Source organism: Paracoccus sp. M683, from assembly GCF_007096355.1.
Classification (GTDB): Bacteria; Pseudomonadota; Alphaproteobacteria; order Rhodobacterales; family Rhodobacteraceae; genus Paracoccus.
Map to the genome: position 1 here is coordinate 251,318 of NZ_VKDF01000003.1, position 24,796 is coordinate 276,113.

Genomic DNA, 24,796 nt, shown 5'->3' on the forward strand with positions numbered 1-24,796 from the left:
ATTGCGCAAGACGGTATGATGGAAAAGGCCCGCTCACAGAACATCTGGGCGGGCCTTTCCGGGTCGCTGGCAGGGCCAGATCAGCTGGCGCCGTCGGTGATCGTGACCTTGGCCATGTAATCGGGCGTCGCCACCGCGCCATTGGCATTGGCGTCGCCCTTGGTGATGGCGTTCAGCACGTCCCAGCCATCGACCAGCTGGCCCACGACCGTATACTGACCGTCCAGGAAGGTCGCCGGGGCCAGGTCGATGAAGAACTGGCTGTTGGCGCTATTGGGGTCCTGGCTGCGGGCCATGCCGACGGTGCCGGCCTGGAACGAGGCGTCGTTGAACTCGGCCGGCAGATCGGGCAGGTCAGAGCCGCCCATGCCTGCCATGGCGGTATCGCCGCCCTGGCGGCCATGCTGCACATCGCCGGTCTGGGCCATGAAGCCGTCGATCACCCGATGGAACACCACGCCGTCATATTTCCCGTCACGTGCCAGCGTCACCAGACGTTCGACATGCTGGGGTGCCTTGTCGGCGAACAGGTCCAGCACGATCGTGCCCTTGGCGCTGCCATCGGCGGCGGCGACCTCGATCACCATGTTGGGGCCGGGACCATCGGTGACGCCCGGCAACCCCTCGGCCAGCACGGGGCCGGCCATCACCAGCATGGCCGGGATCAGGGTCAGCTTACGCATCGGCGGCAACCTTGACCGAGATCATCCGGTCGGGATTCGCAGGCGGCTCGCCACGGGCGATCTTGTCGACATGCTCCATCCCTTCGATGACGCGGCCGTAGACCGTGTATTGACCGTTCAGGAAGTCGTTATCATTGAAGTTGATGAAGAACTGGCTGTTGGCGCTGTTCGGATTGGCCGAACGGGCTGCGCCCAGGGTGCCGCGCGCATGCGGCAGGCGCGAGAACTCGGCCGGCAGATCGGGCAGATCGGAACCGCCGGTGCCGGAACGGCCGGGGTTGTAGTTCTTTTCCATATTCGCGTGCTGCACGTCGCCGGTCTGCGCCATGAAGCCCTCGATCACCCGATGAAAGGCCACATTGTCATAGGCACCGGCGCGGGCCAGTTCCTTCATCCGCTCGGCATGCTTGGGCGCGACATCGGGCAGCAGCTCGATGGTCACGGGACCGTCCTTCAGCGTGATGATGATGGTGTTCTCGGGGTCCTTGATCTCGGCCATGGGGCCCTCCTTCAGGTTGGACATGGGAACGCAGATAGGCGTCACCGGATCAATAAGCAACGCGGAACCGCCATGCTGCGTTCAATGTGGGGTTGCGGTTGACGGGATTGTCAACTTGCGTGACAAGCCAAGGCAAGAACACACCCGAAACAGGCGTGAAAGGATCGCACCATGGCTGATTTCAACACCATCGACGACCTGGACATGGACGGCAAGGTCGTGCTGACCCGCGTTGATATCAACGTGCCGGTCGAGAACGGCCAGGTCACCGATACCACCCGCATCGACCGGATCGTGCCGACGATCAAGGATATTCAGGCCAAGGGCGGCATTCCCGTGCTGCTGGCCCATTTCGACCGCCCCAAGGGCCAGCGCGTCGACAGCATGTCGCTGCGCCAGGTGGTTCCCGCGCTGGAGGCTGCCTTGGGGCAGCCCGTGGTCTTTGCCGATGACTGCATCGGCGGCCCGGCCAAGCGCGTGGTCGCGGCGCTGAAGCCGGGCGATGTGGCGTTGCTGGAAAACACCCGATTCCACGAGGGCGAGGAAAAGAACGACGCGACCTTTGCGGCCTCGCTGGCCGCCTTGGGGCAGGTCTATGTCAACGATGCCTTCTCGGCGGCGCATCGCGCCCATGCCTCGACCGAGGGCCTTGCGAAACTGATGGAGGCCGGCGCCGGCCGGCTGATGCAGGCTGAACTGACGGCGCTGGATGCCGCGCTTGGCAAGCCCGAGCGGCCGGTGGTGGCTGTGGTGGGCGGGGCCAAGGTCTCGACCAAGCTGGACCTGCTGGGCAACCTGATCGAAAAGGTGGACCACCTGATCATCGGCGGCGGCATGGCCAACACGTTCCTGGTCGCCAAGGGCGTCGAGGTCGGCAAGTCGCTGGCCGAACGCGACATGGCCGATACCGCGCGCGAAATCATGGCCAAGGCCGAAACGGCAGGCTGCACCATTCATTTGCCGGTGGATATCGTGGTTGCGCGAGAGTTCCGCGAAGGTGCCGCCAGCGAGGTTCTGCCCGTCGACCAATGCCCGCCCGATGCCATGATCCTGGATGCCGGGCCGGACACGGTGGCCGCGATCAGCGACCTGTTCGCGCGCTGCAAGACGCTGATCTGGAACGGCCCGCTTGGCGCCTTCGAGATCGCCCCCTTCGACCGCGCCACCAATGCGGCAGCCCAGGCCGCGGCCGAGGCCACGCGGGCCGGCACGCTGGTTTCAGTGGCGGGCGGCGGCGATACGGTTGCGGCCCTGAACCGCGCCGGAGTGGCCGATGACTTTACCTTCATTTCGACGGCAGGCGGCGCTTTCCTGGAATGGATGGAAGGCAAGGAACTGCCCGGTGTCGCGGCGCTTAAGGCCAAACGGCCCTGAAAACAGCACTTCCGCGCGCCTGACGTGTCATGAAGCGGCCGGTATTCTGATTCCTGCTGATCCATCAGATCGGATTTGATGGCGGCAGGTGAACGCCGCCGCCTTCAGTGTCATCCCGGGCTGAAGCCGGCCGGGGCCGAGATCAGCGACGCCCGAACAGCCAACCTAACAACCCGCCCGAGGAATTGCCGTTGCTGCGGCCATTGGCGTAGGCGTTGCCATTGCCATTGCCATTGCCATTGCCATTGCCATTGCCGTTACTGGTGCTTGCGGCTTCCTGCTGTTCGGGCTGGGCAGCTTCTGTGCCCGCGGACGTATCGCCGCTTGCGACCGCCTCGGTATCGGCGGCGGCGTTGGCCTGCGGGGCGGCGGCTTCGGCTGCCGCGCTCTCGACAGGTGCGGCCTGCTGCGGGGCGGCGGCTTCGGCTGCCGCGCCCTCGACAGGTGCGGCCTGCTGCGGGGCGGCCGGTTGCTGGTTGGCGGCGGCGGCCCTGCGGAAGGCGATCATCTGATCGACCCAGTCGTAATAGCCGTCCTGCGCCTTTTCGGCGGGCCCCAGCAGCGGATTGGCGGGGCTTTCGACCGGGGCCTGAAGGTTGGCGGCACTGATGGGACGGTTGAACACGTCCAGCGATTCAAGGCCCCAGGTCAGTTTTTCATTGCTTGCTGACGGTGCAGCACCGCCCAAAAGGGGCAGATAGATGCTGACCGGACTCGTACTTACATACATCGTTGACTCCTGTCTGGTTTGACAGGTCCACAATATCAGTTTTTAAATATCGGGCATTTCAAGACTAATTAAGATTCTATTTACCTTTCTGTGCTAGCCCGCCCCTCCGCGTCCCCGTTAGCGCGATCAGCGTTGCCCTTGCCGGGTGGTCTGCTAGGAAACGGCCAAAGCGAAAGGGGACCGCAAGATGAAGATGACGCGCACCGTCAAGACTATCCTGTCGAATTATGAGGGCGAGACGCCCGGCGTTAAGGCCCAGCTTGGCCGGATGCTGATGACCGGCCGCCTTGCAGGGACGGGCAAGATGATCATCCTGCCGGTGGACCAGGGCTTCGAGCATGGTCCCGCGCGGTCCTTTGCGGCGAATCCGGCCGCCTATGATCCGCATTACCATTACAAGCTGGCCATCGATGCCGGGCTGAACGCCTATGCGGCGCCCCTGGGCATGATCGAGGCTGGCGCCGACACCTTTGCGGGCCAGATCCCGACCATCCTGAAGGTCAACAGCGCCAACAGCCTGATGTCCGAAACCGCCGGCAAGAATCAGGCGATCACCGCCAGCGTCGACGACGCGCTGCGTCTTGGCTGCGCGGCCATCGGCTTTACCATCTATCCGGGGTCGGACATGGCGCTGGACATGTTCGAGGAAATCAGCGCCATGCGCGAAGAAGCCGCGCGCAAGGGTGTGGCCACGGTGATCTGGTCCTATCCGCGCGGCGAGGCCATCACCAAGGACGGCGAGACCGCCATCGACATCGCCGCCTATGCGGCCCAGATTGCGGCGCTGCTGGGTGCTCATATCATCAAGATCAAGCTTTCGACCGATCATCTGATGCTGCCCGAGGCAAAGAAAGTCTATCAGGACAAGAAGATCGAGATCGCTACCCAGGCTGCGCGGGTTGCGCATTGCATGCAGGCTTCGTTCAACGGGCGGCGCATCGTGGTCTTTTCAGGCGGCGCGGCAAAGGGTGCCGACGCGGTCTATGACGATGCCCGCGCGATCCGCGACGGCGGCGGCAATGGCAGCATCATCGGCAGGAACAGCTTCCAGCGCTCGCGCGAGGATGCGCTGGCCATGCTGGGCAAGCTGGTGGACATCTACAAGGGCGCCTGATTTCGGCTCGTCTTGTGACGGATTGAGGGGGCGCTCGCGCCCCCTCTTGCGTTCGGGTCCGAACGCAATTCACCCCCCGAGGATATTTCGGCACGGCTGATGGTCGCATTCAGGCGCCAAGCTGGCGGCTTCGCGCCTTGCGGGCGGTGGCCCGCGCGATTAACTCGGTGGCGAACAGCGAGGTGCCCCAGCCATGGCCGACGATCCCCTTGTCATCTTCACGCCCTCGGGCAAGCGCGGGCGCGTTCCGGCCGGAACCCCAGTGCTGGAGGCCGCGCGGCGCTTGGGCGTGGATCTGGATTCGGTTTGCGGCGGGCGGGGCATCTGTTCCAAATGCCAGGTGGCGCCGGGCAAGGGGGCGTTTCCGAAGCATGGCGTGACCGTGGCCGAGGACGCGCTGACCCCGATCAACGCGGTCGAGGAACGCTATGACCGCATTCGCGGCTTGAAGCCGGGGCGGCGCTTGGGCTGTCAGGCCTGCATCCAGTCGGATGTGGTGATTGACGTGCCGCCGGAAAGCCAGTTGCACCGGCAGGTGATCCGCAAATCCGCGACCGAGCGGGTGATGGCGATGGACCCGGCTGTGCGGCCCTTCTATGTCGAAGTTGTCGAACCTGATCTGGATGACCCGACCGGTGATTTTCAGCGCCTGTCAGCTGCGCTGGAAGAACAGTGGAATATCAAAAGACTGCAAGCTGATCTTGAGGTTCTTTCGCGCATTCAAAAAGTGCTGCGCAAGGGCGATTGGAAGGTCACGGCGGTGGTCTGGGACGATGGCCGCCAGCCGCCGCAACTGATCGACCTGCTGCCCGGCCTGCTGGACGGGCCGCTTTACGGGCTGGCCATCGACCTTGGCTCGACCACGATTGCCGGGCATCTGGTGGCGATGGATGATGGGCGTGTGCTGGCCTCCTCGGGCCTGATGAACCCGCAGATCCGCTTCGGCGAGGATCTGATGAGCCGGGTCAGCTATGCGATGATGAACCCCGGCGGCGATGTTGAAATGACCCGCGCGGTGCGGGACGGGCTGGGGCGGCTGGCCGAGGCTTTGGCCAGCGAGGCGCAGGTGGAACCGGCGCGGATCGTCGAGGCGGTGCTGGTCTGCAACCCGGTCATGCATCACCTGATGCTGGGGATCGACCCGGTGGAACTGGGGCAAGCGCCCTTTGCGCCCGCGACCAGTGATGCCATGACGCTGAAAGCCAACGAGCTTGGCCTTGGCATCGCCCCCGCCGCCCGTGCCTATGTCCTGCCGATCATCGCCGGCCATGTGGGCGCCGATTGCGCAGCCGTGGTGCTGTCGGAACAGCCGCAGAAATCCGACAGCCCGGTGCTGATTGTCGATGTGGGAACGAATGCGGAAATCGTGCTGGGCGACAAGACGCGGGTTCTGGCCTGTTCCTCGCCCACCGGCCCGGCCTTCGAGGGTGCGCAAATCAGTTCCGGCCAGCGCGCCGCCCCCGGCGCCATCGAGCGTGTCCGCATCGACCCGCTGACCAAAGAGCCGCGCTTCCGCATCATCGGGGTGGAAGAATGGTCCGACGAGCAGGGCTTTGCCGAGGCCGCCAAGGCGACCGGCATCACCGGCATCTGCGGCTCCGGCATCATCGAGGCCGTGGCCGAAATGCGCATCGCCGGTCTGGTCGATCCCTCGGGCCTGATCGGCTCGGCCGAGCAGGTGGGCAGCGCGCGATCCGTGCCGCAGGGGCGGACGCATTCTTATGTGCTGCATGATGGCACCGCTGATGGCGGGCCGCTGATCATGGTGACGCAGGGCGATATCCGCGCGATCCAACTGGCGAAATCGGCGCTTTATGCGGGCGCGCGGCTGCTGATGGATGAGTTCGGCATCGAGACGCTGGACCGGGTGACGCTGGCCGGTGCCTTTGGTGCGCATATCTCGCCGCTGCATGCGCTTGTTCTGGGGATGATCCCCGATTGCGCGCCGGATCGCGTGACCAGCGCGGGCAATGCGGCGGGAACGGGGGCGCGGATTGCGCTGTGCTCGCGTGCCGCACGGGCCGAGATCGAGGCTGAGGTGCAGAATATTACCCGTATCGAGACCGCCATCGCGCCGCGTTTTCAGGAACATTTCGTCGCAGCCAATGCGATCCCGCATGCGACCGATCCGTTCCCTGGTCTGGCGGGGCAGGTCGATCTGCCCGATGTCAGCTATAACACCGCAGGCGACGACCGCCCGCGGCGCAGAAGACGCTAGCCGCGCAACCCGGTCTCTTTCAGCAGACCCTTGCGCTTGGCCTCGTAATAATAGCCGCGCGCATACCACATGACGGCCTTGTCATGGTCGCCATCCGCGACCAGATAAGCGCCGCGCAGGTATTTGACGGCATATTGCAGGTTGGTATCGGCATCCAGCAGCCCCGAATCCGGGCCGCGATAACCCATCGTCCGCGCCGTCTGCGGCACGATCTGCATCAGCCCGTAATAGGGGCCATTGCGCGCCTCGGGCCGGTGCCTCGATTCGCGGATGATCACCCGATGAACCAGCGGCACCGGCACGCCGTAATGGCGCGACCAGTAATTGATGCGCGAGCGTAGCTGTGGCGTTTCGTTGGGATAAAGGCCAGCAGAGGACCCACCCTCAGGCATCTTGCCGCCACCATTGCCGCAAGCGGCCAGTGCCAGCGCCCCCAGAAGAAACCCCCTCCTGCCTGCTTTGGTCGTCAAATATCCCGCGGGGGTGCGGGGGCGCGAAGCCCCCGCCGCGACGTCAGACATGAATCGCCCCGCCGCCCAATGCCAGCGCCGCCTCGCGCACCGCTTCCGAGGTGGTCGGATGGGCATGGCAGGTCAGCGCGATATCTTCGGCCGAGGCGCCGAATTCCATCGCTACGCAGATCTCGTGAATCATCTCGCCCGCATTGGGGCCGATAATATGGGCACCCAGAACGCGGTCGGTATCGGCATCGGCAATGATCTTGACGAAGCCGTCGCCCATGAACATGGCCTTGGCGCGGGCATTGCCCATGAAGGGGAATTTGCCGACCTTGATCTTGCGGCCGGTGGCTTTCGCGGCTTCCTCGGTCAGACCGACATTGGCGACCTCGGGGCTGGTATAAATCACGCCGGGGATCACGTCATAGTTCACGTGACCCGCGCGGCCGGCGATGACCTCGGCCACGGCCATGCCCTCATCCTCGGCCTTATGGGCCAGCATCGGGCCGGGGACGCAATCGCCGATGGCATAGATGCCGGGCACATTGGTCTGCCAATGCTTGTCGACCTGCACGACGCCACGATCCGAGACCGCCACGCCGGCCTTGTCCAGACCCAGCCCATTGGTAAATGCACGCCGACCGGTGGCGACGAGGACGCAGTCGGCCTCGATGGTCTGCGCGTCACCACCAGCCTTGGGCGCATAGGTCACAACGGCCTTGCCCTTCTTGACCTCGGCGCCCTGAACGGCAGCGCCCATGATGAACTTGAAGCCCTGCTTTTGCAGGGTCTTCTGAAACTGCTTCTGGATCTCGGCATCCATGCCAGGGGTGATAGCGTCGAGATATTCAATAACCGTGATCTCTGCCCCAAGGCGGGCATAGACGGACCCAAGCTCCAGCCCGATGACACCGGCGCCAATGACGACCATGGATTTCGGAATCTTCGGCAGGGTCAGCGCGCCGGTGGAATCGACGATGACGCCGCCAGCGTTATCGACCTCGACGCCCTTCAGCGGGCTGACTTCGGAACCGGTGGCGATGACGATATTCTTGGTTTCGTGGACGGTATCGCCGACCTTGACCTTGCCGGCGGCCTCGATCGTGGCCCAGCCCTTCAGCCAGTCGATCTTGTTCTTCTTGAACAGGAACTCGATGCCCTTGGTATTGGTGGTGACGGTATCGGCCTTGTAGCCCTGCATCTTGGTCCAATCGACCTTCACCTTGGCGCCGGTCAGGCCCATCTTGTCAAAGTTTTCATGGGTTTCATGCAGCATGTGGCTGGCATGCAGCAGCGCCTTGGAGGGGATGCAGCCCACGTTCAGGCAGGTCCCGCCCAGGGTCTCGCGGCCTTCGACGCAGGCGACTTTCAGGCCCAGCTGGGCCGCGCGGATGGCGCAGACATAGCCGCCGGGGCCGGCGCCGATTACGATCAGATCATACATCTTCTGTCCCTCTCAGGTGTCAGGCGCAGGACCGGGGATTTCGCATCCCCGGACCCCTGCGGGATATTTATGGACCCAAGCAGCATCAGAAAAGTGCTGCAAGGATCATCAGCATGGTGGCAGCGAAGCCAACGCTCCAGATGACCGAGCGCCAGGGCGTCAGGCCAAAGGCATAGGCCGGGATATAAAGCACCCGCGCGACGAGATAAATCCAGGCGCAGGCGGCGGTGAAGCCCGTCGACTGGCCGCCAAGCGAGACCACGACAACGGCGAGGGTGAACAGGATCAGCCCCTCGAAATGGTTGTTCAGCGCCCGTTGCAGACGGCCGGTGCGGCCCGACACCGTGATCGGTTTGTCGCGCGGGCCCATGGTGACACGGGTGCCCAATTCGCGGTTCGCAGCAATGGCGAACAGCGCGAACTGGACCGCTTGCAGCAGGCCGGCCAGCGCCAGAACGGTCAGTTCGGGTGTCATGGGTCAGGCAGTCTCGACCATGTGGAATTCGGTTCCGGTGACGCCGGCCTGGCTGTCGAAGACGCCCGCCGCGCCGTCCAGATAATCGCGGGCGGCCTTGGGGTTGTTCACCTGGAACAGCGCCCAGGCATTGCTGTTATCGCCGCGCCACAGTTGCAACAGCGACAGTCCGTTATTGCCGCGATCCTCGGCGTCATTGTCGAAGGCGGTTTTGAAGGTGTTGAAATCATTGATCTTGTAATGGGCGATCATCTGCATTTGTTACGCTCCTGTCATGGCGGCGCGGATGGTCTGGAAATCCGCGTCAGAGATGTCGAACAGCCCGCGACGGGCCAGCATGCCCCAATTGCCGCGGGTAAATTCCAGCCTGTCGGTCAACGAGGCGATGGGCGTTTCGGTTGCCTCGCGCCAGTCGATATCAAGGCGGTAGCCCGTCATGCCGGGGCGCATTTCCGCCTGATAGGGCGGGGTATTGCGGACGGTGCCGATGGCGGTGAAGGCCTTGAGCGGTTGGCCGTCTGGATAGGCGGTTTTGGGCGAGTAATAGATCAGGTCGTCGCCGGGGCTGAGGCGTTTCAGCGGCGCAAGCTTGCCGTGGTTCATCATCGCAAAGCCGCCCGCCACGCCGATCTGGACATGTTCGCGGGAGACGGTGCTGATCCAGTGGCGGGTCATCATCAGGTCCGGGCGTTGCGCAACGGCTGCGGGCGTTGCGTTTTGTGGCGGCGGGCCGGACGGGCGGCGAAGGGCCTGCAAATGCTGGGAATCGGGGCGCACAGGGCGTGCACAGGGGATGCACAGGACGTGCACAGGGCGTACACAGCCTGCGGGCGTTGCTTGAGTACTGACGGAATCGAACAACGGCTTGGGGGACGAAAGTGCAATGTCGTCGCAGTTTCGAAGCAGTCTTGCATCAGTTGGGGCTTTCGTCGGCGTCAAGAAAGTCCGCGACTAGCTTCCAGTTATCTCTATATGAGGCCAATCGCTCGATCCTTCTCATCTGGACCTTCTTCCAGTCGTCTTCGCGCCTAGCCGCGAGCACGATCGGGGTGGGGAAAACATAAAATTCTGGGACGCCTTTCCGAGCGTCAGATGATTGGCTTTTGTTCCGTGTTCCACGGTTCAACGCCACGAAAACGACAAAGTCGGAATCGGCGTTCTTTAGCGGAAAGCCGAAACCATGATTGGACGCCCAACGACTTTTAACCTGAATTCTTGCGACACGCCCGCGGGTTGGGTGGCTCGCCAAGATGTCGTATCCGGCTGTATTCGTGTAGGCCTTGTAACTGGGTATGCCTTCAATCATCAGAAGACCGCAGACCAGAAACTCTGCGCCCTCGGATTCGAGGTGAGTATCAAGTCTGCGATCCGCCATTCTTACAGATCCATCAGCAGCCGGCGCGGGTCTTCCAGCGCCTCTTTCACGCGGACGAGGAACGTCACCGCCCCTTTGCCGTCCACGATCCGGTGGTCATAGCTGAGCGCCAGATACATCATCGGGCGGATGACGATCTGGCCGCCGACGACGACCGGGCGGTCCTGGATCTTGTGCATCCCCAGAATCCCCGATTGCGGCGGGTTCAGGATCGGCGAGGACATCAGCGAGCCATAGACGCCGCCGTTCGAGATGGTGAAGGTGCCGCCCTGCATTTCCGCAAGGGTCAGCTTGCCGTCCCGGCCCTTGGCGCCCAGTTCGCCGATTTCTTTCTCGATCTCGGCAAAGCTTTTCTGGTCGGCGTCGCGCACCACCGGAACCACCAGACCCGAGGGCGTGCCGACGGCGATGCCCATGTTCACGTAGTTCTTGTAGACGACGGTGTCGCCGTCGATTTCGGCATTGACCTCGGGCACCTCGTGCAGGGCGTGGACGCAGGCCTTCACGAAGAAGGACATGAAGCCCAGCTTGACCTTGTGCTTCTTCTCGAAGGCGTCCTTGTATTCATTGCGCAGACCCATGATGCCGGACATGTCGGCCTCGTTATAGGTCGTGAGCATGGCGGCGGTGTTCTGCGCGTCCTTCAGGCGGCGGGCGATGGTCTGGCGCAACCGGGTCATCTTGACCCGTTCCTCGCGGTCGGCCTGAGCGGCGGCGCGGGGGGCGGCCGGCGCGGCAGCGGGGGCTGGTGCGGGGGCAGTCGCGGCGCGGGCCACGTCTTCCTTCATCACCCGGCCATCACGACCCGAGCCGGTCACGGCGTTGCGGTCGATGCCCGCCTCGGCCATGGCCTTCTTGGCCGAGGGGGCATCCTCGACATCGGTGCGGCCCGCGCCTTCGCGCGGCTTCACATCCTCGGGGCCGGCGCCGGGGGAACCCACATCGCTGGCGGTGTCGCTGTCCTTGTCACCCGCAGCCTCGGGTTCTTTGGCGGGCGCCGGGGCACCGGCGCTGGCGCCCTCGGTGATGATCGCCAGACGGGCCTTGGCGTCGACGGTCGCGCCTTCCTCGGCCAGAATCTCGGCCAGAACGCCGGCGACCGGGCTGGGCACCTCGACCGAGACCTTGTCCGTCTCCAGCTCGCACAGCATTTCATCGACGGCGACGGCATCGCCGACCTTCTTGAACCAGGTGGCCACGGTGGCTTCGGTCACGCTTTCACCCAGGGAGGGCACCATCACGTCAACGGATTTTCCGCTCATTGTCTTCTGCCCCTCCTTGGGCGCTGCGGCAGGTCGTTCTGCCGGTTCCTCAATCGGTGTGGCGGGCGCCGGTGTGGTGGCAGCCGCCGTGGCGCTGGCCGCGCCGGTTTCGTCGATCTGGGCCAGCAGCGCATCGGGGGCGACGGTCTCGCCCTCGGCCGCGATGATGGCCGACAGGATGCCGGCGGTCGGGCTGGGGACCTCGACCGTGACCTTGTCGGTTTCCAGTTCGCACAACATTTCGTCGACCTCGACCCGGTCGCCGACCTTCTTGAACCAGGTGGCGATCGTGGCCTCGGTGACGGATTCCCCAAGTGCGGGCACGCGGACGTCGGTGGTCATGGGGTCATCCTTCGATTGCCAGGGCTTCGTTGATCGACAGCGCATCGTTCACCAGCGCCTCTTGCTCGGCCTTGTGGCGCGATGCGAGGCCGGTAGCGACCGATGCGGCGGCGTTGCGGCCGACATAGCGCGGCCGGCCATGCTTGGCGCCGATGCGATCCAGAACCCATTCCAGGTTCGGTTCGACAAAGCTCCATGCACCCTGGTTCTTGGGTTCCTCCTGGCACCAGACGACCTCGGCCTGCTTGAAACGCGACAGCTCATGCTGCATCGCCTGCGCAGGGAAGGGATAGAACTGTTCCAGCCGCAGCAGATAGATGTCGCGGATACCGGCCTCGTCGCGGGCCTTCAGCAGATCGTAATAGACCTTGCCCGAACAGATGACGACGCGGCGGATATCCTTGTCCTCGACCAGCTCGGTCAGTGAATTGCCGCGTTCGGCATCGTCCCACAAAACCCGGTGGAAGCTGCTGCCGGTCTGGAAATCCTCGGCGCGGCTGACGGCCATCGGGTGACGCAGCAGCGATTTCGGCGTCATCAGGACCAAGGGCTTGCGGAAGCCGCGATGGATCTGCCGGCGCAGGATGTGGAAATAGTTGGCCGGCGTGGTGCAGTTGGCGACGATCCAGTTATCCTCGGCGCACATTTGCAGGAAGCGTTCCAGACGGGCGGACGAATGTTCCGGCCCCTGACCCTCGAAGCCGTGGGGCAGCAGCATCACCAGACCTGACATGCGCAGCCATTTCTTCTCGCCGGACGAGATGAACTGGTCGAACATGATCTGCGCGCCATTTGCGAAGTCGCCGAACTGCGCCTCCCACATGGTCAGGGCATTGGGTTCGGCCAGCGAATAGCCGTATTCAAAGCCCAGCACCGCATATTCAGACAGCATCGAGTCGATGACCTCGTATTGCGCCTGATCCTTCTGGATGTGGTTCAGCGGGTAATAGCGTTCCTCGTCTGCCTGATTGATAAAGGCCGAGTGGCGCTGGCTGAAGGTGCCGCGCGTGCTGTCCTGGCCCGACAGGCGGACGGGGCTGCCCTCGACCAGCAGGCTGCCAAAGGCCAATGCCTCGCCCGTGGCCCAGTCAAAGCCGGTCCCGGTTTCGAACATCTGCTTCTTGGCCTCGATCAGGCGGCCAACGGTCTTGTGCAGGTCGAACCCTTCGGGTGCGGTGGTCAGGGCATGGCCGATGCGGGTCATCACCTCGGGCGAGATGCCGGTATTGCCGGCGTGATATTCCGCGCCCTCGCGTTCGAAACCGGACCATTTGCCATCCAGCCAGTCGGCCTTGTTCGGCTTGTAGTTCTTGCCGATGTCGAATTCCTGGTTCAGATGCGCCTGGAAGGCGGCCTTCATGTCCTCGATCTCGCCCTCGGGGATCAGCCCGTCGGCGACAAGGCGGTCGGTATAAAGCTGAAGGGTCGTCTTGTGGCCCTTGATCTGCTTGTACATGACCGGGTTGGTGAACATCGGCTCGTCGCCTTCGTTGTGACCGAAGCGGCGATAGCAGAAGATGTCGATGACCACGTCCTTGTGGAAACGCTGGCGGAACTCGGTCGCGACCTTGGCGGCGTGGACCACGGCCTCGGGATCGTCGCCATTGACGTGGAAGATCGGCGCCTCGACCATCAGGGCGATGTCGGTCGGATAGGGCGAGGTGCGGCTGAAATGTGGCGCCGTGGTGAAACCGATCTGGTTGTTCACGATGATGTGGATCGTGCCGCCGGTGCGGTGGCCACGGATGCCCGAGAGTTGCAGACATTCCGCCACGATGCCCTGGCCGGCAAAGGCCGCGTCGCCATGCAGCAGGATCGGCAGCACGGCCGTGCGGGCCGAGCGGTCGTCATACTGGTCCTGCTTGGCGCGGACCTTGCCCAGCACGACCGGGTTCACGGCCTCAAGGTGGCTTGGGTTCGCCGTCAGCGACAGGTGGACATTGTTGCCGTCAAATTCGCGATCGGATGATGCGCCCAGATGGTATTTCACGTCGCCCGAGCCGTCCACATCCTCGGGCTTGTAGCTGCCGCCCTGGAATTCGTGGAAGATGGCGCGATAGGGTTTCTCCATCACGTTGGCCAGAACCGACAGGCGGCCCCGGTGCGGCATGCCGATGACGATTTCCTTCACGCCCAGCTGACCGCCGCGCTTGATGATCTGTTCCATCGCCGGGATCAGCGATTCACCACCATCCAGACCGAAGCGCTTGGTGCCCATGTATTTGACATGCAGGAACTTCTCGAAGCCCTCGGCCTCGACCAGGCTGTTCAGGATGGCGCGGCGGCCCTCGCGGGTGAACGCGATTTCCTTGCCATAGCCCTCGATCCGCTCTTTCAGCCAGGCGGCTTCCTCGGGGTCGCTGATATGCATGTATTGCAGCGCAAAGGTGCCGCAATAGGTGCGCCACATCAGTTCCGTGATCTGACGGATGGTGGCAACTTCCAGACCCAGCACGTTGTCGATGAAGATCGGCCGGTCCAGATCGCCCGAGTTGAAACCATAGGTTTCGGGCTTCAATTCGCCATGGTCGGGATACATGCGCATGCCAAGCGGGTCCAGATTGGCATGCAGATGGCCGCGGATCCGATAGGCGCGGATCAGCATCAGCGCGCGAATGCTGTCAAGCGTGGCCTGGCGCATCTGCGTCTCGGTCAGGGCGACGCCCTTTTCCTCGGCCTTGGCGGCGATTTTCTTCATCGCGGCATCGGCCTCGGCCTTGGTCGATTGCGGCCATTCGCCGGTCAGCGCCGAGGTGCGCTCATCCGCCGGCGCGGGCGGCCAGTCGGCGCGCTTCCAGCTGGCGCCAGAGGCCTCGCGCGTGACGTCGGCCTCGGCATCGCCAAGGCCGCGAAAGAACTCGGCCCAGGCCGCGTCGACCGCCTGCGGGTCGCGGGCCCATTGGCCGTAAAGCTGTTCCACATAGGCCGCGTTATGGCCTTGCAGGAAGGACGAGTCGTGAAAATCGGCGTTCTTGGGTTGGTCGGTCATTGGTTCTCGCGTCCCTGACGCTGTGGCTTGGGATGGGGCTGTCGGCGCGTTAGGCTGCGCCGCATGTGACGATCATGATCTGAACGCCGGGCATGGCGCTGCTTGATCCGGGTGAATTGGTGCGGCTGCTGGCCAGCGCCCGCCCGGCCTCGTCGCACAGGCGGGCAGGGGCGTTCTCGATATGCGTCTGATCGGTGGCCGAGGGCCGGAACAGCACCGTATACTGGCTGTCGGCGCTGCCCGAGATCGAAACCAGCGCCGCCTGATGCAGCCCGGTCCGGCCGTCTATCGGGCCGGTGGGACCACTGCGCGCAGGCACGGCCGAGGCGACCGGCGAGCCGACTTCCGGCGCAGGCTCGATGTCGCGTGCGGTCAGCCGGTCGCGCGCGCGGTTGGGGACGGCCGATTGCACCGGTGGCTGGATCTGCGGCTGCGTGCCGGGGCCGGCCCCGAAGGGCTGGGCACAGCCCGCCAGTGTCAGCGTCGTCAGCAAAAGCGCGATGCCCGCGCGCGAAGCGGCAAGGCTGCGGGGCAGGGTGGTCTGTTGCGTCATGTGGGTGACCTCTTGGCGAAAGGGGGGCTGCACGGCTTTGGGAAAGGCGCGGCGACGGGATCTGGTCAGGTTCATGCCGGCCTCATGCACAATAGATGTCTATGATACGCGCGCCCGGATCGGCCAGCGGGTCGATCCGGGGAAGATGTTCGATGCGGGCGGGACGGCGGCGTTCCAGCCCGCACAATGCGGCGGCGGCGCCCTGTTCGGCATTCGCCGGCGCGCGGGCAGGGTGATAGATCAGCCGCCAGCCATAGTCGCGCCGGGCCACGGTCCTGACCGATTCCGGCGGCAGGCTGCTGGCCTGATGCAGATTTGTCATCGCAGGGACGCCGCCGCGAAGGATGTCGTCGGTGGGCGCGCGCCCGCAGGCCGACAGCGCCAGCAGGCCAATTGCCAAGGCGATCACGGACCGGCGTGGGCAGGGGCGGGTGGGATAAGTCAGAAAATTCATGGTGCAGCCTTTCGGAAAGCCGCCACGGACCGGGCAAAGGCACGGATCTGCGCCTTTGAAAATCCGGGCTTTTCGCCGATTTCTGCACCCTGTCCCTGGCTCATGGCTAACCTGTCAACGCGCGTCACGGCCCCAACGTTCCGGCGGGGCCGCGCCTTGTCAAATCATCAACCCTTGATCGCCGCCAGGACCGCCTCGCCCAGGCCGGCCGGGCTGTCGGCGACGATGATGCCGGCCTTTTTCATGGCCTCGATCTTGCTTTCCGCGTCACCCTTGCCGCCCGAGACGATGGCGCCGGCATGGCCCATGCGCCGGCCCGGAGGCGCGGTGCGGCCTGCGATGAAACCGGCGGTGGGCTTCCATTTGCCCTTGCGCTTCTGTTCGGCCAGGAACTCGGCGGCTTCTTCCTCGGCGGAACCGCCGATTTCGCCGATCATGATGATCGAGGTGGTCTCGTCATCGTCCAGGAACATGCGCAGCACGTCGATATGTTCCATCCCCTTGATCGGGTCGCCGCCGATGCCGACGGCCGAGGACTGGCCCAGGCCCACATCGGTGGTCTGCTTGACGGCCTCATAGGTCAGGGTGCCGGACCGGCTGACGACGCCGACCGAGCCGCGCTTGAAGATGTTGCCGGGCATGATGCCGATCTTGCATTCGTCGGGGGTCATGATGCCGGGGCAGTTCGGCCCGATCAGCTTCGAGCTGCTGCCTTCCAGCGCGCGCTTGACCCGCATCATGTCCAGCACCGGGATGCCCTCGGTGATGGCGACGATCAGCGGAATCTCGGCGTCGATGGCTTCCAGGATCGAATCCGCCGCGAAGGGGGGCGGCACATAGATCGCGGTCGCATTGGCGCCCGTCTTCGCCACGGCCTCATGGACCGAGTTGAAAACCGGCAGGCCAAGATGTTCGGATCCGCCCTTGCCGGGCGTCACGCCGCCGACCATCTGCGTGCCATAAGCAATCGCCTGTTCGGTGTGGAAGGTCCCCTGCGAGCCGGTGATGCCCTGGGTGATGACTTTGGTGTTCTTGTCTACGAGAATGGCCATGATTTGGTCCGTCCGTCTGAACTGTGATTAGATTATTTGCGCGGCTTGGTGCGGTAGAGCGAGATATCCGCCAATGCGCTGTAACTCGAGCTACTGCCGTTCAGCAGCAGCGTGTCTGGCCCCTTGGACCAGAAAGTTCTACCCAAGCGCTCGTCAGTTTTGCGCCAGCCCTGCGCTGTCAACTCACCGGCAATCGCTGCGATCGCCGTGTACCCTTTGTTTCGCATGACGTTGATCGTACATGGGGAACCACCTGCATCATAGACGCGCAGCATACCCGCATTCCTGTCGAAAAGCCCCTTGGATGGTTCCATCCGCGTGTAGCCGTCCGGACCTCCGATTTCGTTGGTTACGACATAGCCTTGACTCAAAAGCGCTTGCAGCCTGGCAGGTCCATGCAACTCGCTGTCAATGCAAGCTCTCGTCGCCACGCGAAGCTGTTCGGTCAGGTCGAAGGGCGCGCGCTGAGCCTCAGGGACGAGTTCCGGTGCCTTGTCGGTGCCGGCCGGCATCCCCTCATAGGTTGTGGTGCAACCTGCGAGCAACGCCAAAGCTGCCAATGTCGCCGCTATAGCTGGTATAGCTGGCTTCATCCCTTCACCGCCTTCACGATCTTCTCGGCGGCGTCAGACAGGTCATCAGCGGCGATCACGTTCAGACCGCTTTCGGCGATGATCTTCTTGCCCTGCTCGACATTGGTGCCCTCAAGCCGCACGACCAGCGGGACTTGCAGGCCGACCTCTTTCACCGCGGCGACGATGCCCTCGGCGATGATGTCGTTGCGCATGATGCCGCCAAAGATGTTGACCAGGATCCCTTTGACGTTCGGGTCCGAGGTGATGATCTTGAACGCCTCGGTGACCTTTTCCTTGGTCGCACCGCCGCCCACGTCAAGGAAGTTGGCCGGTTCCGCACCGTAAAGCTTGATGATGTCCATGGTGGCCATCGCAAGGCCCGCACCGTTCACCATGCAGCCGATTTCGCCATCCAGCGCGATATAGTTCAGGTCGAACTTGCTGGCGGCCAGCTCCTTCGGATCTTCCTCGGTCTCGTCGCGCAGCGCCATGATGTCGGGCTGGCGATAGAGGGCATTGTTGTCAAAACCCATCTTCGCATCGAGGCATTTCAGATCGCCCTTTTCGGTGACGATCAGCGGGTTGATCTCCAGCATCTCCATGTCCTTTTCGATGAACATGCGATACAGCGTCTTGATCAGGGCCACGCATTGCTTGACCTGCGCGCCTTCCAGCCCAAGGGCAAAGGCCACGCGGCGGCCGTGGAAATCCGACAGGCCCGAGGCCGGATCGACGCTGAAGCTGACGATCTTTTCCGGGGTCTTGGCGGCGACTTCCTCGATATCCATGCCGCCCTCGGTCGAGGCGACAAAGCTGACGCGCGAGGTGCCGCGATCGACCAGCAGTGCCAGATACAGTTCGCGCGCGATGTCGCTGCCGTCTTCGATATAGATGCGGTTGACCTGCTTGCCGACCGGGCCGGTCTGATGTGTGACCAGGGTGCGGCCCAGCATCTGCCGGGTCAGTTCCTCGGCCTCGCTGACTGATTTCGCCAGCCGGACGCCGCCTTTTTCACCGGCTTCCTTTTCCTTGAAATGGCCCTTGCCGCGACCGCCAGCATGGATCTGGGCCTTGACCACCCACAACGGGCCGTCCAACTCGCCGGCAGCGGATTTCGCCTGATCGGCGGCGGTCACGACGCGGCCGTCGCTGACCGGCGCACCGAATTGACGCAGCAGCGCCTTGGCCTGATATTCGTGGATGTTCATCGCGGGTCCCCTTGATCGGTTCTGCAGATTTGCGGCGTGTCTGGCACAGGATGAATCGGCGATGAACCGTTATTCAAGCACATGACAGGATTTTGCGGGGAAAGCCCGGATGCGTGATCACATGCCGAAATCATGTGATCACAAACCGCCTGCCGCGCCGCCTCCTCGAACGATTCGAGAAGTTTCGGCAAAAACTGACCGACCGATCCAATTCCTGCTTTGCGACTATACCAATTGGTCTTAAACAGGGGCGATTTTGACGATCTGTTTAGGGAACGAGGAACCCATGGCCACTTATATTGGAACCGCTGGCGCGGATACATTGCCTCTCGGTCTGCCCAATGGCAACGACGATGACGACCTGATCCAGGGCCTTGCCGGTAACGACACGATCACCGGCGGCAATGGCAATGACACGTTGGAAGGCGGCAGCGGCGACGATGTGTTCTTCATCAGAGGTTCGACATTCGGCACCGATATCTTCAACGGTGGCACGGGTTCGGACGTAATCCGGCTGAACGGCCATGTCACGGTTTCGAACCTGCAACTGACGGCGGCCAATGTCATCGACATCGAGCAGCTGTTTTTCAGCTCCTATAACATCTATGGCACGGGCGGGAACGACACGTTCAACGTCAGCGGGATCGCGTCGTTCGGCAGTGCCTCTTTAATCGGCTTGTATGATGGCAATGACAGCTATGTCGGTCATATCGGCGCGGATTCCGTCGATGGCGGCACCGGAAACGATACGCTGGACGGCGGTGCCGGAAATGATGAGCTTACCGGCGGTGGCGGCAACGACCGGCTGATCGGCGGTTCGGGCGATGATAGGTTCTACATCGCGGGCAATGATGTCGGCACGGATTATTTCAATGGCGGGACCGGTTCGGACGTGATCCGGCTGTACGGCCACGTCACCGCGTCGAACCTGCAACTGACGGCGGCCAATGTCGTCGACGTCGAGCAGCTGTTTTTCAGCTCCTACAACTTCTATGGAACCGGCGGGAACGACACGTTCAACTTCAGCGGGATCGCGGCGTTCGGCAGCGCCTCTGTCATCGGAATGTATGATGGCGATGACAGCTATGTCGGTCATATCGGCGCGGATTCCGTCGATGGCGGCACCGGAAACGATACGCTGGACGGCGGCGCCGGAAATGATGAGCTGACCGGCGGTGGCGGCGATGACCGGCTGATCGGCGGTTCGGGCGATGATAGATTCTACATCGCGGGCAACGATATCGGCACGGATTATTTCAATGGCGGGACCGGTTCGGACGTGATCCGGCTGTATGGCCACGTCACCGCGTCGAACCTGCAACTGACAGCGGCCAATGTCGTCGGCATCGAGCAACTGTTTTTCGGTTCCTATAACATTTATGGAACCGGCGCGAACGACACGTTCGACTTCAGCGGGATCGCGGCTTTCGGCAGCGCCAGCACGATCCAGATGTTTGATGGCAACGATAATTACCTGGGTCATGCAGGCACCGATTCAGTCGATGGCGGCACCGGCAATGATCGGTTGAATGGCGGGGCTGGCAACGATGTGCTGACCGGCGGCAACGGCAGCGACCGGCTGTATGGTAGCACCGGCGATGATACCTTCCTGATCGGCGGCAGAGATTTCGGCCAGGACGCCTTTTTTGGCGGTTTGGGTGCCGACCAGATCCGGCTGACCTCGAACGTGGTGGTATCGGTGTTGAACCTTTCCTCGAACCGCGTGGTGGGGACCGAGACGCTGAACATGTCCTATTACAGCATCTCGGGCACTGGCGGGGCGGACAGTTTCAACCTCGACGGGATCCGCCGGATCGAGAACGCGCGCTGGATCGAGATGCTGGACGGCAATGACCGCTTTACTGGCCATTCCGGCAATGATTTCGTCGATGGCGGTGCGGGTAATGACCGGCTGATCGGCGGGGCCGGCAATGACGGGCTGCGTGGCGGCACCGGCAATGACACGGTCGATTATTCGGCGGCCACCAGCGGTATCCGCGTCAATCTGGGCCTGACCACGCAGCAAGGCATCGGCGGCGGGCAGGGCAGCGATACGTTGCAGGATATCGAGAATGTCGTCGGCTCGTCCCGTGGCGACCAACTGACCGGCAGCAACGTCGCCAATATCCTGCTGGGCGGCGGTGGCGCCGATCTGCTGAATGGCGGTGGCGGCGGCGACCTGTTGCAGGGCGGGCTGGGGTCGGACACGGCCACCTATATCAATGCCACCGGCGGCGTGACTGTGCGGCTGGCTGTCACCGGCGCGCAGAATGTTGGCGGCGGGCAGGGTTCGGACCGGCTGGTTTCGATCGAGAACCTGACCGGCTCGTCCTATGGCGACCGGCTGGAGGGCAACAACCAGGCCAACACGCTGAGCGGTCTGGGCGGTGCTGACCGTCTGGTCGGCGGGGGCGGCAATGACCGGCTGAACGGCGGCAATGGCAATGACGTGCTTGACGGCGGCACCGGCAATGACCTGTTGCGCGGCCAGGGCGGCAGCGACCGGCTGGTGGGCGGCGGCGGGGCCGACAGGTTCGAGTTCGACCTGCGCAGTGGTGTCGACCGGATTATGGACTGGCAGGATGGTCTGGACACGATCCTGCTGCGTTCGGGCAGCTATCGGGGCGAGCGCTATGACGATTTCAGCGATCTGACGATCACGCAATCGGGCGCCAATGCGGTTGTCAGCTTTGGCGGCGCGACGATCATCGTCAACAACACTCAGGCCAGCAGCCTGACCGCGGCGGATTTCGACTTTATCTGACGCCAATCATGAAAAGGGGGCGGCTTTTGCCGCCCTCGCAATTTGGGTCCGAACCGCAAGGTGGCGATCAGTTCAGTAGCACCATGTACAGACCTGCACTGCCGCCGAACATCTGGTTGAATTGACGCCAGGCGGTGCCATCCAGTACCTCGCCCTCGCGGGCATAAGTCATGGCCTGACTGCCTTGCATCCAGGCCAGCAGGTCGACAGGGACGGGCGCATCAAGCCATTTGCCAAGATCAATTCCATAGCCCGGCCCAAATCGCCAATGCGGGATCAGCCTTTCGCCGGTCAGTATCATATCGGCCTGATCCAGCACGGCCAACCAGGTCGTGCCGGTGCCCGGCGGCAGTTCGAACCCCAGCACGGCCTTTTGCGTGTCATTCGGGATCCATTCCCTGTCATTGTCGGTCTCGGTCGCGACAGCCTGCCAGAAATCGCGATTGGCGGCGATCATTGCGCGGAAATTGGCCCGTGCGGCGTCGATCAGCGCAGCGTCGGGCTGATGGCGCAGCGTCTGCAAGATGATCCAGGCGGTATCAACGGGACGCTCGAACATATCCTTTTGCATCAGGGCGTCGAAATCCTCGGGCGATTCTGGTGCTTGTGTTTCCTGCTGATCGGCCAGTGCCCGCCGCAGCTGCATTACGGCTGCGACTTCCGGTTGCGGGTCAAAGGCCAGCACGGCCTGCGCCATCCCTTCGACCATATGGGTATAGGCACGCAGCCAATACAGATCGGCCGCGTCAAAGCGGATTTCGCCCGGCGTCCCGTCTGGAAGGGGCAAGAACAGCAGATCTCGCAGGTCTTCGCCCGGATCGCGCTCGCCGTTCAGGGTGCCATCGAACCACAGATCGTCCAGCCGCAGCACCAATGCGCCGTCGCCAGCGTCCTGCGGCATCTCGTCCCGGATTCCTGGCATCGCGCCGGCCAGATAGCCCATGATGCCGTTGATCAGCGTATCGGGCATTGGCTGCGGATCGGGGTTCGGCGGCAAGGTCGTGTCTATGACCGGCAGAGAAAACAACATGCTGCCGCCGGCCGGTGATGTATTGCCGTATTGCCAGCGCGACTGATAGCCAGACTGGATCGCCGTCAGAAAGCCGGTGGCGGCCAGCGCCATATCGCGGTCTGGGCCGGGTGGCCGAGCCCGCAAATGCTGAAGTGTTGCGGTCAGCCCCTGCCGGGCGATCATGCCCGAGGTGACAGTATCATCGGCCCACAAGGGCGATCCGCTGAGTGCCGTGGTCGCAGCGGCTGCAATCAGAAAACGATACATGACCGGCTGGCTGCACAAACTGAAACGGCGCGTCAAGAATGACGCGCCGTTTCGTAAGCAGAGCTTGTATCTGCGATCAGGCCAGCGAGGGGTCGATGGCCTTGCAGGCCGCGACCAGACCTTTCACCGCATCGACCGACTTGTCGAACATGGCCTGTTCGGCCTTGTCCAGCTTGATGTCGATGACTTTCTCGATCCCGGCCGCGCCGATCACGGTCGGCACGCCGACATACAGCCCGTCCAGGCCATAGGCGCCCTTCACATAGGCGGCGCAGGGCAGGACACGCTTCTGGTCCTTCAGATAGGCCTCGGCCATCTCGATGGCGCTGGTCGCGGGGGCATAGAATGCGCTGCCGGTTTTCAGCAGGCCAACGATTTCGGCGCCGCCGTCACGGGTGCGCTGGACGATGGCGTCCAGATTTTCCTGGCTGGTCCAGCCCATCTTGACCAGATCGGGCAGCGGAATGCCGGCAACGGTTGAATAGCGCGCCAGCGGCACCATGGTGTCGCCATGGCCACCCAGTACGAAGGCGGTGACATCGCGCATCGAGACGCCGAATTCCAGCGACAGGAAGTGGCGGAAGCGCGCCGAATCCAGCACGCCCGCCATGCCGACGACCTTCTCGACCGGCAGGCCGCTGAACTGTTGCAGCGCCCAGACCATCGCGTCCAGCGGGTTGGTGATGCAGATGACGAATGCGTTCGGGGCATGGGCCTTGATGCCCTCACCCACGGATTTCATGACCTTCAGGTTGATGCCCAGCAGGTCGTCGCGGCTCATCCCCGGCTTGCGCGGCACGCCTGCGGTGACGATGCAGACATCGGCACCGGCGATATCGGCATAATCATTGGCGCCCTTCATGACGGCGTCAAAGCCTTCGGACGGGCCGGATTGTGCGATGTCCAGCGCCTTGCCCTGCGGCGTGCCCTCGGCAATGTCGAACAGGACGACATCGCCCAGTTCCTTCATTGCGGCCAGATGCGCCAGCGTGCCGCCGATCTGCCCTGCACCGATAAGTGCAATCTTGGGTCGGGCCATGAAAAACCTCCGGTATGGCTGTGTCAGTCGCGGGTTGCCTATTCCTTCGGGACCGAAACCGCAAGAGCGACAGGCAGGGGGCTTGCGCTAACAGGACAAAACAGGAAAGTTGACGCAAGAATATTGCCGTCGGGGGGCGGAAGCGTTGCGATGATCGAGTTGTCCGTGGCGGGCTGGGTGCTTGCCGTGATCGCGGCCATGGCGGTGGGGCTGGCCAAGGGCGGGCTGTCGATGGTGGCGGTTCTGTCCGTGCCGCTTCTGTCCCTGGTCATGTCTCCGGTGCAGGCGGCGGGGCTGCTGCTGCCGGTCTATATCGTGTCCGATATCGGCGGGTTGGTGGCTTATTGGCGCGATGCTGACTGGCATGTGCTGTGCAGGCTGTGGCCGGGGGCGTTGGTCGGGATCTGGTTCGGCTGGCTGACGGCCAGCATCGTGCCGGTGGCAGGGGTGGAGATGATCGTCGGGCTGATCGGCCTGGCATTCGCCCTGAACGCATTGCTGCGCCGTGCCGCCGAGGGGCCGCCACGGCCCGCCGATTGGGCCAAGGGCAGTTTCTGGGGCACGATCGCAGGCTATACCAGTTTCGTCAGCCATTCGGGGGCGGCGCCGTTTCAGGTCTATGTCCAGCCGCTGCGGCTGTCCTCGATGGGATATGCCGGGACGGCGACGGTGTTCTTTGCCGTGGTGAACGCCATCAAGCTGGTCCCCTATGCTGCCCTGGGTCAGTTGTCGCCGCAGAACCTGGGTGCGGCGGCGGTGCTGATGCCGGTGGCGCTGGCCTCGGTCTGGTTGGGGGTGCGGCTGGTCAGGATCATGCCGGCGAAGGCATTCTATCTGTTCATCACCTGGGCCTTGCTGCTGGTCTCGATCAAGCTGATCTGGGATGGCGGCAGCGGCTTGTGGGGCTAG

General features: G+C 63.4%; 23 protein-coding genes. 5 read left to right on the top strand and 18 right to left on the bottom strand.

Annotated features, from left to right (window positions below; all coding sequences use genetic code 11):
* Positions 1-80: 80 nt before the first annotated feature.
* The gene (locus tag FNJ84_RS06075; RefSeq protein WP_143792117.1) at positions 81-683 is read right to left on the bottom strand and encodes a peptidylprolyl isomerase; all 603 of its coding nucleotides are present in this window, start codon (positions 681-683) and stop codon (positions 81-83) included.
* Complete coding sequence (locus FNJ84_RS06080) at positions 676-1,182, bottom strand: peptidylprolyl isomerase (protein ID WP_143792118.1); 507 nt, start codon at positions 1,180-1,182, stop codon at positions 676-678. The genes FNJ84_RS06075 and FNJ84_RS06080 overlap by 8 nt, the downstream gene beginning before the upstream one ends.
* Positions 1,183-1,353: 171 nt before the next feature.
* On the opposite strand from FNJ84_RS06080, the gene pgk reads away from it, so the two are divergent.
* Positions 1,354-2,556, top strand: coding sequence for a phosphoglycerate kinase (gene pgk / locus FNJ84_RS06085; protein WP_143792119.1), 1,203 nt, complete (start codon positions 1,354-1,356; stop codon positions 2,554-2,556).
* 142 nt (positions 2,557-2,698) lie between these two features.
* Here pgk and FNJ84_RS06090 read toward each other — a convergent pair whose 3' ends face one another.
* Positions 2,699-3,286 carry a hypothetical protein gene (locus tag FNJ84_RS06090; protein WP_143792120.1) on the bottom strand — a complete coding sequence of 196 codons (588 nt, stop codon included), beginning with the start codon at positions 3,284-3,286 and terminating at the stop codon, positions 2,699-2,701.
* Between the two features lie 187 nt (positions 3,287-3,473).
* Between FNJ84_RS06090 and FNJ84_RS06095 the strand changes: the two genes are divergently transcribed.
* Positions 3,474-4,400, top strand: coding sequence for a class I fructose-bisphosphate aldolase (locus tag FNJ84_RS06095; protein ID WP_143792121.1), 927 nt, complete (start codon positions 3,474-3,476; stop codon positions 4,398-4,400).
* Between the two features lie 193 nt (positions 4,401-4,593).
* Positions 4,594-6,618: an ASKHA domain-containing protein gene (locus FNJ84_RS06100; protein WP_143792122.1), complete on the top strand. Its 2,025-nt coding sequence runs from the start codon at positions 4,594-4,596 to the stop codon at positions 6,616-6,618.
* Here the strand turns inward: FNJ84_RS06100 and FNJ84_RS06105 are convergent.
* The 13 genes from FNJ84_RS06105 to sucC all read right to left on the bottom strand — a co-directional run bounded on the left by FNJ84_RS06105 (position 6,615) and on the right by sucC (position 18,805).
* Positions 6,615-7,139, bottom strand: coding sequence for a lytic transglycosylase domain-containing protein (locus FNJ84_RS06105; protein WP_185968440.1), 525 nt, complete (start codon positions 7,137-7,139; stop codon positions 6,615-6,617). The two genes, FNJ84_RS06100 and FNJ84_RS06105, sit on opposite strands and share 4 nt — an antisense overlap.
* Positions 7,132-8,520: a dihydrolipoyl dehydrogenase gene (gene lpdA, locus FNJ84_RS06110; RefSeq protein ID WP_143792123.1), complete on the bottom strand. Its 1,389-nt coding sequence runs from the start codon at positions 8,518-8,520 to the stop codon at positions 7,132-7,134. Before lpdA ends, FNJ84_RS06105 begins: the two co-directional genes overlap by 8 nt.
* A gap of 85 nt (positions 8,521-8,605) precedes the next feature.
* A complete protein-coding gene (locus tag FNJ84_RS06115; protein WP_143792124.1) occupies positions 8,606-8,995 on the bottom strand; it encodes an MAPEG family protein in 390 nt (129 codons plus the stop codon).
* 3 nt (positions 8,996-8,998) lie between these two features.
* Positions 8,999-9,253, bottom strand: coding sequence for a hypothetical protein (locus tag FNJ84_RS06120; protein WP_143792125.1), 255 nt, complete (start codon positions 9,251-9,253; stop codon positions 8,999-9,001).
* A gap of 3 nt (positions 9,254-9,256) precedes the next feature.
* Positions 9,257-9,670: an EVE domain-containing protein gene (locus tag FNJ84_RS06125; RefSeq protein WP_143792237.1), complete on the bottom strand. Its 414-nt coding sequence runs from the start codon at positions 9,668-9,670 to the stop codon at positions 9,257-9,259.
* Between the two features lie 238 nt (positions 9,671-9,908).
* Positions 9,909-10,370: a hypothetical protein gene (locus FNJ84_RS06130; RefSeq protein WP_143792126.1), complete on the bottom strand. Its 462-nt coding sequence runs from the start codon at positions 10,368-10,370 to the stop codon at positions 9,909-9,911.
* A 2-nt stretch (positions 10,371-10,372) separates the two neighbouring features.
* Positions 10,373-11,974 carry a 2-oxoglutarate dehydrogenase complex dihydrolipoyllysine-residue succinyltransferase gene (gene odhB / locus FNJ84_RS06135; RefSeq protein WP_143792127.1) on the bottom strand — a complete coding sequence of 534 codons (1,602 nt, stop codon included), beginning with the start codon at positions 11,972-11,974 and terminating at the stop codon, positions 10,373-10,375.
* A 4-nt stretch (positions 11,975-11,978) separates the two neighbouring features.
* Positions 11,979-14,963 (bottom strand): 2-oxoglutarate dehydrogenase E1 component, encoded by a 2,985-nt coding sequence (locus tag FNJ84_RS06140; RefSeq protein ID WP_143792128.1) that lies wholly within the window; start codon positions 14,961-14,963, stop codon positions 11,979-11,981.
* 49 nt (positions 14,964-15,012) lie between these two features.
* Entirely contained in the window at positions 15,013-15,591 is a 579-nt protein-coding gene (locus FNJ84_RS06145) for a hypothetical protein (RefSeq protein ID WP_143792129.1), read from the bottom strand.
* Positions 15,592-15,598: 7 nt separating this feature from the next.
* Positions 15,599-15,970 (bottom strand): hypothetical protein, encoded by a 372-nt coding sequence (locus FNJ84_RS06150; RefSeq protein ID WP_143792130.1) that lies wholly within the window; start codon positions 15,968-15,970, stop codon positions 15,599-15,601.
* A gap of 167 nt (positions 15,971-16,137) precedes the next feature.
* Positions 16,138-17,022, bottom strand: coding sequence for a succinate--CoA ligase subunit alpha (sucD, locus tag FNJ84_RS06155; RefSeq protein ID WP_143792131.1), 885 nt, complete (start codon positions 17,020-17,022; stop codon positions 16,138-16,140).
* 32 nt (positions 17,023-17,054) lie between these two features.
* Complete coding sequence (locus FNJ84_RS06160) at positions 17,055-17,615, bottom strand: hypothetical protein (RefSeq protein WP_185968441.1); 561 nt, start codon at positions 17,613-17,615, stop codon at positions 17,055-17,057.
* On the bottom strand, positions 17,612-18,805 hold the full coding sequence (gene sucC, locus FNJ84_RS06165) for an ADP-forming succinate--CoA ligase subunit beta (protein WP_143792133.1): 1,194 nt from the start codon (positions 18,803-18,805) through the stop codon (positions 17,612-17,614). Before sucC ends, FNJ84_RS06160 begins: the two co-directional genes overlap by 4 nt.
* A 286-nt stretch (positions 18,806-19,091) precedes the next feature.
* On the opposite strand from sucC, the gene FNJ84_RS06170 reads away from it, so the two are divergent.
* Positions 19,092-21,569 carry a calcium-binding protein gene (locus FNJ84_RS06170; RefSeq protein ID WP_143792134.1) on the top strand — a complete coding sequence of 826 codons (2,478 nt, stop codon included), beginning with the start codon at positions 19,092-19,094 and terminating at the stop codon, positions 21,567-21,569.
* 67 nt (positions 21,570-21,636) lie between these two features.
* Here FNJ84_RS06170 and FNJ84_RS06175 read toward each other — a convergent pair whose 3' ends face one another.
* Both FNJ84_RS06175 and mdh read right to left on the bottom strand, forming a co-directional pair.
* A complete protein-coding gene (locus FNJ84_RS06175) occupies positions 21,637-22,848 on the bottom strand; it encodes a hypothetical protein (RefSeq protein WP_143792135.1) in 1,212 nt (403 codons plus the stop codon).
* A 76-nt stretch (positions 22,849-22,924) separates the two neighbouring features.
* Positions 22,925-23,887 carry a malate dehydrogenase gene (gene mdh / locus FNJ84_RS06180; protein ID WP_143792136.1) on the bottom strand — a complete coding sequence of 321 codons (963 nt, stop codon included), beginning with the start codon at positions 23,885-23,887 and terminating at the stop codon, positions 22,925-22,927.
* Positions 23,888-24,037: 150 nt separating this feature from the next.
* On the opposite strand from mdh, the gene FNJ84_RS06185 reads away from it, so the two are divergent.
* On the top strand, positions 24,038-24,796 hold the full coding sequence (locus tag FNJ84_RS06185) for a sulfite exporter TauE/SafE family protein (protein ID WP_185968442.1): 759 nt from the start codon (positions 24,038-24,040) through the stop codon (positions 24,794-24,796).

Coding starts and splice junctions, on each gene's coding strand:
- FNJ84_RS06170 (WP_143792134.1), top strand. CDS start 19,092: ATGGCCACTTATATTGGAACCGCTGGCGCGGATACATTGCCTCTCGGT.
- lpdA (WP_143792123.1), bottom strand. CDS start 8,520: ATGTATGATCTGATCGTAATCGGCGCCGGCCCCGGCGGCTATGTCTGC.
- sucD (WP_143792131.1), bottom strand. CDS start 17,022: ATGGCCATTCTCGTAGACAAGAACACCAAAGTCATCACCCAGGGCATC.
- FNJ84_RS06185 (WP_185968442.1), top strand. CDS start 24,038: ATGATCGAGTTGTCCGTGGCGGGCTGGGTGCTTGCCGTGATCGCGGCC.
- FNJ84_RS06090 (WP_143792120.1), bottom strand. CDS start 3,286: ATGTATGTAAGTACGAGTCCGGTCAGCATCTATCTGCCCCTTTTGGGC.
- FNJ84_RS06075 (WP_143792117.1), bottom strand. CDS start 683: ATGCGTAAGCTGACCCTGATCCCGGCCATGCTGGTGATGGCCGGCCCC.
- FNJ84_RS06115 (WP_143792124.1), bottom strand. CDS start 8,995: ATGACACCCGAACTGACCGTTCTGGCGCTGGCCGGCCTGCTGCAAGCG.
- sucC (WP_143792133.1), bottom strand. CDS start 18,805: ATGAACATCCACGAATATCAGGCCAAGGCGCTGCTGCGTCAATTCGGT.
- FNJ84_RS06080 (WP_143792118.1), bottom strand. CDS start 1,182: ATGGCCGAGATCAAGGACCCCGAGAACACCATCATCATCACGCTGAAG.
- FNJ84_RS06125 (WP_143792237.1), bottom strand. CDS start 9,670: ATGACCCGCCACTGGATCAGCACCGTCTCCCGCGAACATGTCCAGATC.
- FNJ84_RS06150 (WP_143792130.1), bottom strand. CDS start 15,970: ATGAATTTTCTGACTTATCCCACCCGCCCCTGCCCACGCCGGTCCGTG.
- FNJ84_RS06120 (WP_143792125.1), bottom strand. CDS start 9,253: ATGCAGATGATCGCCCATTACAAGATCAATGATTTCAACACCTTCAAA.
- odhB (WP_143792127.1), bottom strand. CDS start 11,974: ATGACCACCGACGTCCGCGTGCCCGCACTTGGGGAATCCGTCACCGAG.
- FNJ84_RS06175 (WP_143792135.1), bottom strand. CDS start 22,848: ATGTATCGTTTTCTGATTGCAGCCGCTGCGACCACGGCACTCAGCGGA.
- FNJ84_RS06105 (WP_185968440.1), bottom strand. CDS start 7,139: ATGTCTGACGTCGCGGCGGGGGCTTCGCGCCCCCGCACCCCCGCGGGA.
- pgk (WP_143792119.1), top strand. CDS start 1,354: ATGGCTGATTTCAACACCATCGACGACCTGGACATGGACGGCAAGGTC.
- FNJ84_RS06140 (WP_143792128.1), bottom strand. CDS start 14,963: ATGACCGACCAACCCAAGAACGCCGATTTTCACGACTCGTCCTTCCTG.
- FNJ84_RS06095 (WP_143792121.1), top strand. CDS start 3,474: ATGAAGATGACGCGCACCGTCAAGACTATCCTGTCGAATTATGAGGGC.
- FNJ84_RS06160 (WP_185968441.1), bottom strand. CDS start 17,615: ATGAAGCCAGCTATACCAGCTATAGCGGCGACATTGGCAGCTTTGGCG.
- FNJ84_RS06130 (WP_143792126.1), bottom strand. CDS start 10,370: ATGGCGGATCGCAGACTTGATACTCACCTCGAATCCGAGGGCGCAGAG.
- FNJ84_RS06100 (WP_143792122.1), top strand. CDS start 4,594: ATGGCCGACGATCCCCTTGTCATCTTCACGCCCTCGGGCAAGCGCGGG.
- FNJ84_RS06145 (WP_143792129.1), bottom strand. CDS start 15,591: ATGAACCTGACCAGATCCCGTCGCCGCGCCTTTCCCAAAGCCGTGCAG.
- mdh (WP_143792136.1), bottom strand. CDS start 23,887: ATGGCCCGACCCAAGATTGCACTTATCGGTGCAGGGCAGATCGGCGGC.